The 13,913-nt window shown below is 59.4% G+C and carries 11 protein-coding genes; 10 read left to right on the forward strand and 1 reads right to left on the reverse strand.

Features of this window, described 5'->3' with window-relative positions; translation table 11 throughout:
- The first annotated feature begins 6 nt into the window (after positions 1-6).
- The 10 genes from argH (at position 7) to selD (ending at position 12,796) form a co-directional block, all read left to right on the forward strand.
- Entirely contained in the window at positions 7-1,395 is a 1,389-nt protein-coding gene (gene argH / locus MWU60_RS10875; protein WP_247227321.1) for an argininosuccinate lyase, read from the forward strand.
- Complete coding sequence (locus tag MWU60_RS10880) at positions 1,392-1,565, forward strand: hypothetical protein (RefSeq protein ID WP_247227322.1); 174 nt, start codon at positions 1,392-1,394, stop codon at positions 1,563-1,565. Before argH ends, MWU60_RS10880 begins: the two co-directional genes overlap by 4 nt.
- On the forward strand, positions 1,565-1,900 hold the full coding sequence (locus MWU60_RS10885) for a DUF2834 domain-containing protein (RefSeq protein ID WP_247227323.1): 336 nt from the start codon (positions 1,565-1,567) through the stop codon (positions 1,898-1,900). Before MWU60_RS10880 ends, MWU60_RS10885 begins: the two co-directional genes overlap by 1 nt.
- A 74-nt stretch (positions 1,901-1,974) precedes the next feature.
- Positions 1,975-3,243 (forward strand): diaminopimelate decarboxylase, encoded by a 1,269-nt coding sequence (gene lysA, locus MWU60_RS10890; RefSeq protein WP_247227324.1) that lies wholly within the window; start codon positions 1,975-1,977, stop codon positions 3,241-3,243.
- Positions 3,244-3,304: 61 nt separating this feature from the next.
- A complete protein-coding gene (locus tag MWU60_RS10895) occupies positions 3,305-5,944 on the forward strand; it encodes a DUF4175 domain-containing protein (protein WP_247227325.1) in 2,640 nt (879 codons plus the stop codon).
- Between the two features lie 125 nt (positions 5,945-6,069).
- Positions 6,070-6,726, forward strand: coding sequence for an ABC transporter ATP-binding protein (locus MWU60_RS10900; protein ID WP_247227496.1), 657 nt, complete (start codon positions 6,070-6,072; stop codon positions 6,724-6,726).
- Positions 6,723-9,107 (forward strand): FtsX-like permease family protein, encoded by a 2,385-nt coding sequence (locus MWU60_RS10905; RefSeq protein ID WP_247227326.1) that lies wholly within the window; start codon positions 6,723-6,725, stop codon positions 9,105-9,107. The genes MWU60_RS10900 and MWU60_RS10905 overlap by 4 nt, the downstream gene beginning before the upstream one ends.
- Positions 9,097-10,125 (forward strand): lipocalin-like domain-containing protein, encoded by a 1,029-nt coding sequence (locus MWU60_RS10910; protein ID WP_247227327.1) that lies wholly within the window; start codon positions 9,097-9,099, stop codon positions 10,123-10,125. The genes MWU60_RS10905 and MWU60_RS10910 overlap by 11 nt, the downstream gene beginning before the upstream one ends.
- Positions 10,118-10,675 (forward strand): pyridoxamine 5'-phosphate oxidase family protein, encoded by a 558-nt coding sequence (locus MWU60_RS10915; protein ID WP_247227328.1) that lies wholly within the window; start codon positions 10,118-10,120, stop codon positions 10,673-10,675. Before MWU60_RS10910 ends, MWU60_RS10915 begins: the two co-directional genes overlap by 8 nt.
- Before the next feature lie 24 nt (positions 10,676-10,699).
- A complete protein-coding gene (selD, locus tag MWU60_RS10920; RefSeq protein WP_247227329.1) occupies positions 10,700-12,796 on the forward strand; it encodes a selenide, water dikinase SelD in 2,097 nt (698 codons plus the stop codon).
- On the opposite strand, the gene mnmH is transcribed toward selD, so the two are convergent.
- Positions 12,783-13,835, reverse strand: a complete 1,053-nt coding sequence (mnmH, locus tag MWU60_RS10925; RefSeq protein ID WP_247227330.1) for a tRNA 2-selenouridine(34) synthase MnmH — start codon at positions 13,833-13,835, stop codon at positions 12,783-12,785. The genes selD and mnmH overlap by 14 nt on opposite strands.
- Between the last annotated feature and the right edge of the window lie 78 nt (positions 13,836-13,913).

Genomic DNA, 13,913 nt, shown 5'->3' on the forward strand with positions numbered 1-13,913 from the left:
TCCTTTATGACCAAATCCGCAAACACAATGTGGGGCGGGCGTTTTGCCGCCGGACCAGACGCGATTATGGAGGCGATCAATGCCTCAATCGGGTATGACCGTCGTCTTGCGCCGCAGGACATTGCAGGTTCACGCGCCCATGCCGCCATGTTGGCCGCCACAGGCATCATTAGCGATAACGATGCAAAGGCGATCCGGGAAGGCCTGCTCACCGTATTGTCAGAGATTGAAACCGGGGATTTTCCGTTCTCGACCGCATTGGAAGACATTCATATGAATGTTGAGGCCCGGTTGCGTGATTTGATTGGTGAACCTGCGGGGCGGTTGCACACCGCCCGTTCGCGCAATGATCAGGTGGCCGTCGATTTCCGCCTTTGGGTCCGTGATCAGTGTGATCAGGCTGACGAGGCGCTCGCAGCACTCTGCCGAGCGCTTCTCGCGCAGGCCGAGGCTGGTGCGGATTGGGTGATGCCCGGCTTTACCCATTTGCAGACAGCGCAGCCTGTCACATGGGGCCATCATATGCTGGCTTATGTTGAGATGTTTGCGCGGGATCGGTCGCGGTTTGCCGATGCGCGCGCGCGAATGAATACCTCGCCTTTGGGGGCTGCTGCCCTTGCGGGTACGTCTTTCCCGATTGATCGCCAGATGACCGCCACGGCGTTGGGCTTTGATCGCCCGATGTCGAATTCTTTGGATGCTGTGGCGGACCGCGATTTCGCATTGGAGTTTCTGGCCTCTGCCAGCATCTGCGCGATGCACCTGAGCCGTTTGGCCGAAGAACTGGTGATCTGGTCCTCGGCCCAGTTCCGCTTTGTGAAGATGTCGGACAAGTGGTCCACCGGGTCATCCATTATGCCGCAAAAGCGCAACCCGGATGCAGCCGAGTTGATCCGCGCGAAGATCGGTCGGATTTTCGGGGCGAATGTCGCGCTGATGACGGTGATGAAGGGCCTGCCGCTGACCTACTCCAAAGACATGCAGGAAGATAAGGAACAGACCTTTGATGCCGCCGATAACCTGATGCTGGCACTGGCGGCGATGACGGGGATGGTCGCCGATATGACGGCAGAGCGGGACAACCTGAAAGCCGCAGCCGCTGGCGGATTTTCGACCGCAACCGACCTTGCCGATTGGCTGGTGCGCGAACTTGGGCTACCTTTCCGGGACGCGCATCATGTGACCGGGTCTTTGGTGGCGATGGCAGAGGGCAAAGATTGTGATCTGCCTGACCTGACGCTGGCTGACATGCAATCGGTTCACGATGGCATCCGTGCGGATGTGTTTGATGTGCTGGGGGTTGAGAATTCGGTGGCATCCCGGACCAGTTTCGGAGGGACCGCACCGTCACAGGTCCGCGCCCAGGTGGCGCATTGGAAAGAGGTTTTGAAATGAAGCGTATTGCATTGATCTTGACGGTGGCTGCACTGGCCGCCTGTGGTGCGGATGGCGCGCCGTTCACTCCAAACGCCAATGTCGGACTGAGCGTTGGCAGCAATGGTGTCAGCACCGGCGCGAGCGTTGGGGCATCGAACGGGAATGTGTCTGTTGGTGTAGGTTTCTGATGCGTATCGTGTTCCTCTTGCTTGCTATTTGGGGCGCTATCCATCCGATGTATTACTTCATCACGTGGTTTCAGGCCGAAGGCTGGGACATCATGGCGATGGTGGACGCATGGCACGTGAATGCGGCGACAAGTGGTTTGGTTTGGGATCTAACAATTGCGGCTGTTAGCCTCACGGTTTGGATACTGTATGAGGCTATTCGCAACAAAAACTGGCTCAGCCTTGTGGCGATTCCCGCGACCTTTTGCATCGGCGTCAGCTGTGGCTTGCCGCTTTACCTCTATCTGCGCGACCGGATCGTCTATGCAAAGGACAAGCATAGGGTGCGCGTTTAAGCGCAGCAAATCAGGGTTGGTCTTTGCCCGCGATCTGATATGTCCAAGTCTGGTTTTGGACAAGGATCGCAGGCTTGGATCATTTTCTCTATCGCAATGGCGCGCTTTATGCCGAAGACGTCGCCATATCTGACATTGCGGCAGCTGTTGGCACGCCGTTTTATGTCTATTCCACTGCGACCCTGAAACGCCACTTCACGCTTTTTGATGAAGCGCTGGATTGGGCCGAACATCTTGTGTGTTTCGCGATGAAATCCCTGTCAAATCAGGCCGTCATCAAGGTTTTGGGTGATGCGGGCGCGGGCATGGATGTGGTGTCTGGCGGCGAGTATATGCGCGCCAAGGCCGCTGGCGTGCCTGGTGACAGGATCGTATTCTCTGGTGTTGGCAAAACCGCCGATGAAATGCGATTGGCCATTGAAGGCGGCATCCGCCAGTTCAATGTCGAAAGCGAGCCCGAGATGGTCGTGCTGGATCAAGTGGCGCAATCACTGGGTGCCGTTGTCCCGATCACGATCCGGGTGAACCCGGATGTTGATGCAAAGACTCATGCGAAAATCGCCACTGGCAAGTCTGAAAATAAGTTTGGCATCCCGATAAGCCGTGCGCATGACGTTTATGCGATGGCGGCATCCTTGCCGGGGCTGAAAGTCGTGGGCATCGACGTGCATATCGGATCGCAACTGACGGAATTGGCACCGTTTGAGGCCGCGTACAATAAGGTTGCCGAGCTGACCGAACAACTGCGCGCCGAAGGGCACGAGATCAAGCGCCTTGATCTGGGCGGCGGTTTGGGCATTCCCTACGCCCGCTCAAACGAGGCTCCACCGCTGCCGACCGATTATGGTGCGCTGATCCAGCGCACCGTTGGGCATCTGGGCTGCGAGATTGAGATTGAGCCGGGCCGCCTGATTTCGGGCAATGCGGGCCTTATGGTATCCAAGGTAATCTATGTGAAATCCGGTGAAGACCGCGAGTTCCTGATCCTTGATGGTGCGATGAATGATTTGATTCGCCCTGCAATGTATGAGGCATGGCATGACATCGTGCCGGTGATCGAGCCTGCCCCAGGCGCAGCGCCAGCGCGCTACGATATCGTGGGCCCGGTTTGTGAAAGCGGTGACACCTTCGCAAAAGGCCGCGATATGCCTGCCGTGAAAGCCAATGATCTGGTCGCCTTCCGTTCTGCCGGGGCTTATGGCGCGGTGATGTCGTCAGAATACAACTCGCGCCCGCTCATCCCGGAGGTGCTTGTTGATGGCGATCAATTTGCAGTTATCCGCCCACGCCCTACCTATGAAGAGATGATTGCACGCGATACGCTGCCTGCGTGGTTAGAATAACAGACAACCACCGCGCGCCGCAGAAAATAGGAGAGGCCCGCTGAATAATCAGCACGACCCGATGCGCCATTTGCGCTTTCCTGTTGCTGCCACCCGTGCGGGTATGGTGGCCGAGCAAGTCGTGCGCGCGTTCTGGCCTTTCTGGACCGCGGTTTTCCTGATCCTCGCCCCCTTGATGATGGGTTGGCAAGATGAGCTGCCATTAGAAGTCTTCTGGGGCGGTGCTGTTGTGTCTGTCATCGCGTTTTTCGCAACGCTGGTCTGGGGCATTCGCAAGTTCCGCATGCCCAGCCCGGCCGAGGCGCTGGAACGTGTCGATGCGGCCATGCCCGGCCGTCCAATCGCTGCCGTCGCCGATACGCAAGCGATTGGCAGCAAGGATGCTGCTTCGATCGCGGTCTGGAAAGCCCATATGGCGCGGATGGCCGAGCGAACAAAGGACGCCCGCCCGGTTGAACCGGACCTGCGTGTTTCCGACCGCGACCCTTACGGCCTTCGTTTTATTGCGCTGTTGTTCTTTGTTGCGGCTTTGATGTTCGGATCGTTGTTCCGTGTCAGTTCTATCGGTGAAATCGTCACTGGCAGCGAACAAACGCTTGCGACCGGACCTGTCTGGGAAGGCTGGGTTGAGCCACCTGCCTACACCGGCAAACCGTCGATCTACCTTAACGATGTGCCTGCCGGACCCTTGCGGGTGCCCGAAGGCAGTCAGGTTACTTTGCGACTTTACGGCGAAGTCGGCGCTTTGACCGTCGCCGAAACCGTGTCGGGTCGTGTTGATGACCTTGGTGCGGCATCAGATGCGCAACAACAGTTCGCGGTGACCCAATCGGGGACCTTGACCATTGGCGGTGACGACAAAACCACATGGGAGATCACCGCGATTGAGGATGCAGCCCCGACCGTTGATCTCACTGGTCCCATCGAATCGGATGCGATGGGCGAGCTTTCGCAGCCCTTTTCGGCCTTTGATGATTACGGGGTCGAGTTTGGTACGGCGACGATCACCCTTGATCTGACGGCGGTTGAGCGTACTCACGGCCTGACCATTGACCCGGACCCGATTGAACCGCTGGTTCTGGACCTGCCCATGCCTTTCACCGGGGACCGCGCCGATTTTGAAGAGTTCCTGATTGATAACCTCAGCGAGCATCCGTTGGCGAATATGCCTGTGACGTTGCAACTTGAGGTGATTGATGCAGCGGAACAAACCGGAACAACACCTGCCGAACCCATGATCCTGCCCGGACGCCGCTTCTTTCAGCCGTTCGCTAAGGCCGTGATTGAACAACGCCGCGATCTGATGTGGTCCAAGGCCAACGCGCGCCGCGTGAACCAGATTTTGCGTGCCGTGTCGCACCGTCCCGAGGGGCTGTTTTCGAATGAGACGACGTATCTGCGCCTGCGCACGATCATCCGCCGCCTTGATAACTTTTCCGATGTTGGTCTGACCGATGAGGTACAGGCCGAGATTGTCGAGGCGCTTTGGGACCTTGCTATCCAGCTTGAGGATGGCCGTTTGGCCGACGCTCGCGAGCGTTTGCGTCGTGCGCAGGAACGTTTGGCCGAGGCGATGCGCGATGGGGCCTCGGACGAGGAAATCGCGGAGTTGATGCAGGAATTGCGCGAGGCGACGGACGACTATTTGCGGATGCTCGCACAAGAGGCCGAGCCTAATGACGGGACGGATCAGGCGGACAGTGGCCAGCAAGGGCAAGAGATGGGAATGGATGAGCTGCAAGCGCTCATGGATCGTATCGAAGAGCTGATGCAAGAAGGCCGCATGGCCGAAGCGCAAGAGCTGATGGAACAGCTGAACCAGATGATGGAAAACCTGCGCGTCACCCAAGGCGAAGGCGGCGATGGCCCGCAAACACCCGGTGAACAATCCATGCAGGACCTAGCCGATACGCTGCGGGATCAGGAAGAACTGTCAGATGACAGCTTCAGCGATTTGCAGGACCAGTTTAACCCCGGTCAGCAAGGCGAGCCGCAACAGCAGCCGGGCCAGCAGGGTCAGCAAGGGCAACCGGGTCAGCAGGGCCAGTCAGGCCAGCAACCCGGCCAGCAGCAGGGACAACAAGGCCAGAACGGTCAGGACCCCAGCCAAGGTGGCCAGCAGGGCGAAGGCCAGGGCGTTGGTGAAAACAGCCGCAGCGGCGAACAGCGTGGCGATGGTGCCGGCGGTGAGGGTGACCAGCGCAGCCTCGCTGAACGCCAACAAGCGCTGCGCGAAGAATTGCAGCGGCAGCGCCAAGGTCTGCCCAACCTCGAAGGCGAGCAAGGTGAGATCGCGCGCCGGTCGCTGGAACGCGCCGAGGGTGCGATGGAAGGTGCCGAAGATGCGCTGCGCGACGGTGATCTGGCCGAAGCGATTGATCAGCAAGCCGAGGCCATGGACGCATTGCGCAATGGTATGCGCGAGTTAGGTCAGGCCCTTGCCCAGAACCAGAATGCTGAACCCGGCCAAGGGTCAGAGCAAGGCGAGGCGTCGGGCCGTCCGGTTCCCGGTCAGCGCGATCCTTTGGGCCGCGAGATGGGTAACACAGGGCAGTTGGGCACGGATCAGAACCTGCTGGGCAGCGAAGACGTCAACCGCCGCGCCGAAGAGTTGCTGGATGAAATCCGCCGCCGCTCAGCCGAGCAAAGCCGCCCCGAGCTTGAGCGCGACTACCTGCGTCGATTGCTGGATCAGTTCTAGCAGACGTCCCCACTGAAATTGCGCTGCGATTGCCGCACAAACCTCATGCGATGCACCTAATCGTCGCAGCAGCCGTTTCCTTATGGCTGCGGCGTGTTACCTCTCAGCAAGGATAAAAAGTGACCATGCTGCTAGACGTTCAAAACATACATAAAACATATCAAACCGCTGACGGCCCTTTTGAGGTCTTGCGCGGTATTGATCTGACGCTGGATGCGGGTGAAACGCTTGCGCTGACGGGCGAATCCGGCAGTGGCAAAAGCACATTGCTGCATTTGATCGGTGGTTTAGACACTCCGAACACAGGGCGCATTATGGTGGATGACCACGATATCGCCGCTCTTGATGATGCCGGACGCGCGGCCTTGCGGCGCGGCACCCTGGGGGTCGTGTTCCAGCAGTTTAACCTGATCCCCAGTCTGAAGGTCGCCGATAACATTGCTTTTCAGGCGCGTTTGGCCGGTCAGCATGATCCGGCATGGGATGCGACGCTGGCAGACCGCATGGGCCTGACCGAGCAGCTCAACAAATACCCCGAACAGTTGTCCGGCGGTCAACAGCAGAGGGTTGCGATTGCCCGGACGCTGGCGCCTAAGCCACGCGTTGTGTTGGCCGACGAACCAACCGGCAATCTGGATGAGGGCACTGCGGCAGCGGTCATGGACCTGATGCTGGAATTGGTGGCCGAGACAGGTGCCGGTCTGCTGTTGGTGACCCATTCGGACAGTCTGGCCGGGCGCATGTCGCGGCGTTTGCATCTGCGCGCAGGTCAGATCGCATGACATGGGCCACCTTACAGGCGCTCTTGTCGCATTGGTGGCGTAATCCTTTGCAGCTTTTTACGCTGCTGGCTGGTTTGGCGCTGGCGACAGCACTGTGGTCGGGGGTGCAGGCGGTGAACGCTGAGGCCCGTGCAAGCTATGATGCGGCGGCGGCTACCTTGGGCGAGGGGCAGTATGATCGGTTGGTGCGCCGCGATGGGCAACCGATGGCGCAGGCCATATACGTTGATCTGCGGCGCGCGGGCTGGTTGGTCAGCCCGATCGTGCAAGGACGACTGGATGGTGTGCGGATCATTGGGGTTGATCCGCTGACAGCCCCCAGCGGGATAGGGCCCGTGGCACCCGCTGAAGGCACCGATATTGCGGCGTTTCTGACGGGTGATGGGCAGTTTTTTGGCACCGCCGAAACGGCTGCGGCGTTACCCGACCTCAACGTGATCATCACGCCCGAGACTGCACCGAATACAGCACTGACCGATATTGGCGTTGCGCAACGTGTGTTTGCGAAGTCAGGCCAGATTGACAGCTTGATCGTGCTGCCGGGCCAACCCAAAGGCCGCGCGGACCTTGCAACCCTTGCGCCGGATCTGATTCTTCAGCCCGCACAGGGCGGCAGCGACATTGGGCGTCTGACGGATAGTTTTCACCTGAACCTGACCGCATTTGGTCTGCTGTCCTTTGCCGTTGGCATTTTCATCGTGAATGGCGCGATTGGGTTGGCGTTTGAACAGCGCCGCCCCGTCGTGCGGACGTTGCGCGCCTTGGGGTTGCCTCTGCGCCAACTGGTGATCCTGATGGGGGCAGAGTTGATGCTGTTCGCGTTGATTGCAGGGCTGATTGGTGTCGCGCTGGGCTATGTGATTGCCGCAGTGCTGTTACCGGACGTCGCCGCCACCCTGCGCGGGCTTTACGGGGCCGATGTGTCCGGCACATTGCAATTGCGTCCGGTCTGGTGGCTTTCAGGGCTGGCGATTGCGCTGGGCGGCACGGCGATTGCGGCCGGTGGCGCGCTTTATCAGATGGCGAAAATGCCCTTGCTGGCGGCGGCCCAACCGCGCGCGCTTGCGATGGCTGCTGGACGACGGGCCAGGGTCCAAGGGATCGCGGCCGCTGTCCTGCTTGGGTTGTCCGCGATCATGATGGTCACCGCAAATGGCTTGATTGGCGGGTTTACCTTGCTTGCCTCGCTTTTGATCGGGGCGGCTTTGGCGCTGCCGTTGATCCTTGATCGAATTTTGGCAGGATCCAGCAAAGCGGCAAAGTCAGTCACCGCGCAGTGGTTTTGGGCCGACACACGGCAACAACTGCCGGGGCTCTCGCTGGCGTTAATGGCGCTGTTGCTGGCAATGTCGGCGAATGTCGGTGTGTCCACGATGGTGTCGAGCTTTCGGCTGACGTTCACTGATTTTCTTGATCAGCGGCTTGCATCCGAGCTTTACATTCGCACCGAGAACGAAGCGCAGTCAGCGGCCCTGATCGCTTTTGCCAAAGACCGTACCGACATTGTCTTGCCTATCCAGAATGTCGATACGCAGGTCGCCGGGCAACCAACCGAGGTTTTCGGTGCACGCGATCATGCGACCTATCGCGACAATTGGGTGTTCCTGGAGCAAAGCGTGGACCCGTGGGATACGACATTTGGCGGGGAAACGGTGCTGATCAACGAACAACTCTCACGGCGTGCAGGGTTGAACGTGGGCGATGAAGTGACTTTGCAAGGCACACCCTTTGCCATTGCTGGTGTTTACGGTGATTACGGCAATCCCATCGGGCAGGCGGTCATCGGCGAAGGCGTCTTCGCCACGCTCTACCCCGACATCACCCCGCGCAACTTTGGCCTGCGCATGGACCCTGCAAGTGTGCCGGATTTCGTCGCTGACCTAGAAGCTGCGACCGGCATCCCGGCCACGCAATCGGTCAATCAGGCCAGCATCAAGGCGATCTCGCTGGGTATCTTTGAACGGACCTTCACGGTGACGACCGCGCTGAATGTGCTGACACTTGCGGTGGCGGGCTTTGCCATTCTGATGAGCTTGCTGACACTGGCCACGATGCGTGTACCCCAGCTGGCCCCGGCATGGGCAATGGGGATGACAAGGGCCCAAATTGGCCGTTTGGAATTGTTGCGTGCCGTCATGCTGGCGCTGCTGACAGCCGTAGTGGCTTTGCCGCTTGGCCTTGCACTGGCGTGGGCGCTTTTGGCGGTCGTCAATGTGGCTGCCTTCGGGTGGGAACTGCCGATGTATTTCTTCCCGATGGATTACGCCCGTTTGGGGCTGTTCGCCTTGCTGGCCGCAGCCCTTGCGGCGCTGTGGCCGGCGCGCCGATTGGCCCGCACGCCGCCTGCGGATTTGCTGAAGGTGTTTTCCAATGAACGTTAAGGCGTTTTTGTTGGCCCTGTTCTTGCCTTGCACAGCGATGGCACAAGGGTTCGCGGGCCTTGGCACGGATGCTGATGGGTTCACTGTACCCGAACCTAATCCGCAATTTGACTTTCCCGCAGATCACGGGGCGCACCCCGATTATCGTATCGAATGGTGGTATCTCACGGCAAACCTGACCGCCGAAGACGGCACGCCCTACGGGCTGCAATGGACACTGTTCCGGTCGGCCTTGGCACCAGAAGCAGGCGACGGCTGGACCGCACCGCAGCTTTGGATGGGTCATGCTGCGGTCACAACGCCGGACAATCATTATGTGACCGAGCGATTGGCACGCGGCGGGATTGGACAAGCAGGTGTGACTGCGGACCCCTTTGAGGCCTGGATCGACGATTGGGTCTTGCAGGGCGATTGGGACACGTTGCGCATGACCGCCAGCGCGCCTGACTTTGCCTATGACATGGCGCTGACCGCGCAAGGACCGCTGATCTTTCATGGAGACGCCGGATATTCGGTGAAATCAGCGGCAGGGCAGGCGTCTTACTACTATTCGCAGCCGTTCTTTGCGATTGAGGGGACGCTTCAGCTGCCAGAGGGCGATATTGCCGTGACTGGCAACGCGTGGCTTGACCGCGAATGGTCCTCGCAGCCCTTGGCGGATAACCAAACCGGCTGGGATTGGTTCTCTTTGTCGTTTGATGACGGACACAAGATGATGGGATTTCGGTTGCAGCAGACCGATGGGAACAACTTTACCTCCGCCACTTGGATCAGCCCTGATGGCGACACCACGCCATACACTGACGGCGCTTTGGTTGCGACCCCGTTGGCGATGAGCGACGACGACGTCCCGGTTCGCTGGCGTGTAGAACTGCCCGCACAGGGTGTGGACGTCACCGTCGCAGCGATCAACGAAAACGCATGGATGACAACAAGCGTGCCTTACTGGGAAGGACCTGTGACGGTCACGGGCAGCCACGCAGGTATCGGCTATCTGGAGATGACAGGCTATGAGTGAATGGTTTGAAACTGCCGACGGCATCCTGTCAAAAGTCTGGGGCACATTGGGCCGGGGTGTTGCCGACGCCAAGCACCCGGCGCGCCGCCCGACTTTCGCGACTGTATCCACGGACGGCTGGCCCGAAGCACGGACGGTCGTATTGCGGACAGCAGACCGCGCGTCAGGCATGTTGACGGTGCATACCGATCTCTACTCGGATAAGATCAAGAGCTTGCAGGCATCCCCTCGCGCAGCGCTGCATATCTGGGATGCCAAACAAGACCTGCAAATCCGATTGCAGGCCGAGGTCGTGATTGACACAGGGGCCGCCACCCGCGCTCTTTGGGACAAGATCCCGGATCACGCCCAACAGTCCTATGGTGTGACCCCGTCACCGGGCACGCCGATTGAGACTGCTTTGGACTATGTAAAGGAACCTGATCCTGACACTTTTGCCGTCCTGCACTGCACGATTACCACAATTGACGCCGTGCACCTTGGCACCGACCACCGTCGTGTCAGTTTCTCACGTGTCGGTCATTGGCAAGGACAGTGGCTTTCCCCCTGATCGCGCGCCCGCTACAACGGCGCTATGAACAGTCTACCCCTTACCCGCGACCTTGTCCTGATTGGCGGCGGTCACACCCATGCGCTGGTACTGCGCAGTTGGGGGATGAACCCTTTGCCGGGCGTTCGGGTGACGGTGATCAATCCGGGGCCGACAGCGCCCTATTCAGGGATGCTTCCGGGCTTTGTGGCAGGGCACTATACGCGTGAAGAGTTGGACATTGATCTGGTGAAACTCGCGCGGTTTGCGGGTGCGCGGATCATCAATGGCTATGCGACCGGCATTGATAAAGACGCGCGCATGATCACGGTCGATGGCCGTCCACCGATTGCCTATGATGTGGCGGCGGTTGATGTTGGGATCACCTCCGCGATGCCGGATTTGCCGGGGTTCACCACACATGCCATTCCTGCCAAGCCACTCGGCGCTTTCGCCAGCCGCTGGGACGCGTTTCGCGCGCTGGCTGATGCTCCGCAGATTGCGATTATCGGGGGTGGTGTCGCCGGGGCCGAACTTGCGATGGCGATGGCCTATGCCTTGCGGGACAAACAACCGACCGTACGCCTGATCGACCGCAGTCGCGTGCTGACGGCGCTGGGCTATAAGGCACGGCAAAAGATGCTGGCGGCCCTGACCGCCAGCAATGTCGAGATTATTGAAGACGCCGAAGTGACAGAAATCTTCGCCGAAGGCATCGTTCTGCGTGACGGGCGCACGATCCGCAGTGATTTCACAACCGGGGCCGCTGGAGCGAAGCCGCATGATTGGGTGGCCGACACAGGCCTTGATCTGCATGACGGCTTCATCACGGTGGATGCCAACCTGCAATCTAGCGCGCCCGAGATTTTCGCGGTTGGTGATTGCGCGCATCTCAACCACGACCCGCGCCCCAAAGCCGGTGTTTATGCGGTCCGCGAAGCGCCAGTCCTTTTCGACAATTTGCGTGCCGCTTTGTCTGGCGGTAGCTTGCGTGCCTACAAGCCGCAGCGCGACTATCTTAAGCTGGTGTCGCTTGGTGAAAAATCCGCTTTGGCCGAGAAATTCGGGACAGCCCGCGAGGGACCGCTGTTGTGGAAGCTCAAGGACTACATCGACCGCAAGTTCATGGATCAGTTTGACAGCCTCCAACCGATGGCAGCACCCAAGCTGCCGCGCACAATTGCGCTGGGTGTGAAAGAGGCGTTGGGCGATAAACCGATGTGCGGTGGCTGCGGGGCCAAGGTAGGGCGTGCGGCCTTGCAAAATGTCCTGACCGATCATTTTGGTGATGATGCAGCAGAGGTGCAGCCGGGGCAGGTCATGAGCACAGATCACCTGCGCGCCCTGACCAATGATCCGGTTTTGATGACCCGGATCGCAGCGGTGCATGCGTTGGGGGACATCTGGGCCATGGGGGCCAAACCGCAGGCGGCGACCGCAAGCCTGATCCTGCCGCGCATGTCGGCGGAACTGCAGGAACGGACGATGGCTGAGATGATGACAGCGGCGTCAGAAGTCTTCGCCAAAGCAGGGGTCAGGATTATTGGCGGGCATTCATCGCTTGGCGATGAATTGACGGTTGGATTTACCGTAACGGGGCTGACGAAGTCACCGATCACGCTGGCCGGTGCGCAAACGGGCGACAAGCTGATCCTCACAAAACCTATTGGCAGCGGCACGATCATGGCCGCAGAGATGACAGGCAAAGCAAAAGGGGCTGACGTGATCAAATGCCTTGATTGGATGGTGCAGGATCAGGCGCAGGCATCGGCGATCCTCGGCAAAGCACACGCGATGACCGATATCACCGGGTTTGGTCTGGCGGGCCATTTGCGTGGCATCTGCGACGCGTCGGGCGTTGGTGCGGTGCTGGATTTGGATGCGATCCCTTTGATGGATGGCGCGCTGGACCTGTCGGCTGCTGGCATCCGCTCATCGCTGTTTGAAGACAATCGCACCGGGGCGGGAACTCTCACAGGGCCGCGTTTTGATCTGCTCTTTGATCCGCAAACGGCTGGCGGTTTGCTGGCAGCGGTTGCAGCGAAGTCAGCGGATGGTGCCATCCAAAAGCTACTTAAAGCAGGTTACAATGCTGCCGTGATTGGTGAGATCATCGAAGGGTCAGGGATCAAAACCCAGTAACCGCAGCGGTAATGCCATCTGCCGCATGTTCTTGACCGTCATCATCCAGCGTTTCAACTGCGACTTCAGCCAGAACGTCACGTTCATCAATCCTGCGCGATTTCGCATAAGACGGATCGTAGTGATCGACCATCAGCGCGTGTGACAGATCAACCAATGCGCCGCCATTTGAGAGTGAAATCCAGTGATCCACGGTTGCATGCCCACGTAGACGGCGCAGCGGAGCGAGCTTTTTGGCGACCATGGCAGGGTCTTCAATCACCTCGCGATAGGCCTTTGCCAGATAAGTTGCGCGCGCGGCCTCCGGCACTTGCAGGACTATGCGGGGCGCGGCCAGCATTGCCGCCCAGACAGACGCGGGAAGCACAATGCGCCCGATCTTGCTGCTTTCGGCTTCGACAACCACCGGGCGGGCCGGGTCCAGCTTGCTGAGTGCCACGGCAAGCCCCGTTTCAAAGGCCTTCTGCGAAGGTTGCCCACCAGGCATTTCACCCAAAAGCGAGCCGCGATGACCGGCCAAGGCTTCCAGGTCAATGACCTGCACACCCCGTGCGGCAAGGCGCGGCAGTATTTCGGTCTTGGCCGTGCCGGTGTAGCCGTCCAGCAGGATGAAGCGATGCGGCAATGGAACATCATAGAGGCTGGCATTCACTAACCGCCGGAACGCCGTATATCCGCCCTTGATCGTATCTGTACGCCAGCCAATCTCAGACAGCAGTGTCGAAAACACACCAGAGCGCTGCCCACCGCGCCAGCAATAGACCAGCGGTCGCCATGCGCCGTCCTTTTCCATCAGCGGCCCGTCAATATGGTCGGCGACGTTGCGGATCACCATGCCTGCGCCAATCTTGCGCCCGTCAAAGGGGCTGATCTGCTTGTAGATCGTGCCAACCTCGGCCCGCTGTGCGTTCGACAAGGCAGGCAGGTTGATCGCACCGGGGATGTGATCTTCGGCAAATTCGGCAGGCGAGCGCACATCGATCACGGTATCAAACCCGTGGTTCAGGATCGCATCGACGCTGGCAAATTCAATCGGCATTGCAACGGTCTACGGCACTTGGGTGATAGGCAAAAGGGCGAAAACCATTGCGAGCGATACCACAGCACCCTAGCGTGA

It is taken from the genome of Yoonia sp. F2084L (assembly GCF_023015625.1).
Classification (GTDB): domain Bacteria; phylum Pseudomonadota; class Alphaproteobacteria; order Rhodobacterales; family Rhodobacteraceae; genus Yoonia.

Bases quoted from the DNA above. Each gene is read 5' to 3' on its own strand.
- MWU60_RS10905 (WP_247227326.1), top strand. From the start codon at position 6,723: ATGACATGGGCCACCTTACAGGCGCTCTTGTCGCATTGGTGGCGTAAT.
- MWU60_RS10910 (WP_247227327.1), top strand. From the start codon at position 9,097: ATGAACGTTAAGGCGTTTTTGTTGGCCCTGTTCTTGCCTTGCACAGCG.
- MWU60_RS10900 (WP_247227496.1), top strand. From the start codon at position 6,070: ATGCTGCTAGACGTTCAAAACATACATAAAACATATCAAACCGCTGAC.
- selD (WP_247227329.1), top strand. From the start codon at position 10,700: ATGAACAGTCTACCCCTTACCCGCGACCTTGTCCTGATTGGCGGCGGT.
- MWU60_RS10880 (WP_247227322.1), top strand. From the start codon at position 1,392: ATGAAGCGTATTGCATTGATCTTGACGGTGGCTGCACTGGCCGCCTGT.
- mnmH (WP_247227330.1), bottom strand. From the start codon at position 13,835: ATGCCGATTGAATTTGCCAGCGTCGATGCGATCCTGAACCACGGGTTT.
- argH (WP_247227321.1), top strand. From the start codon at position 7: ATGACCAAATCCGCAAACACAATGTGGGGCGGGCGTTTTGCCGCCGGA.
- MWU60_RS10915 (WP_247227328.1), top strand. From the start codon at position 10,118: ATGAGTGAATGGTTTGAAACTGCCGACGGCATCCTGTCAAAAGTCTGG.
- MWU60_RS10885 (WP_247227323.1), top strand. From the start codon at position 1,565: ATGCGTATCGTGTTCCTCTTGCTTGCTATTTGGGGCGCTATCCATCCG.
- MWU60_RS10895 (WP_247227325.1), top strand. From the start codon at position 3,305: ATGCGCCATTTGCGCTTTCCTGTTGCTGCCACCCGTGCGGGTATGGTG.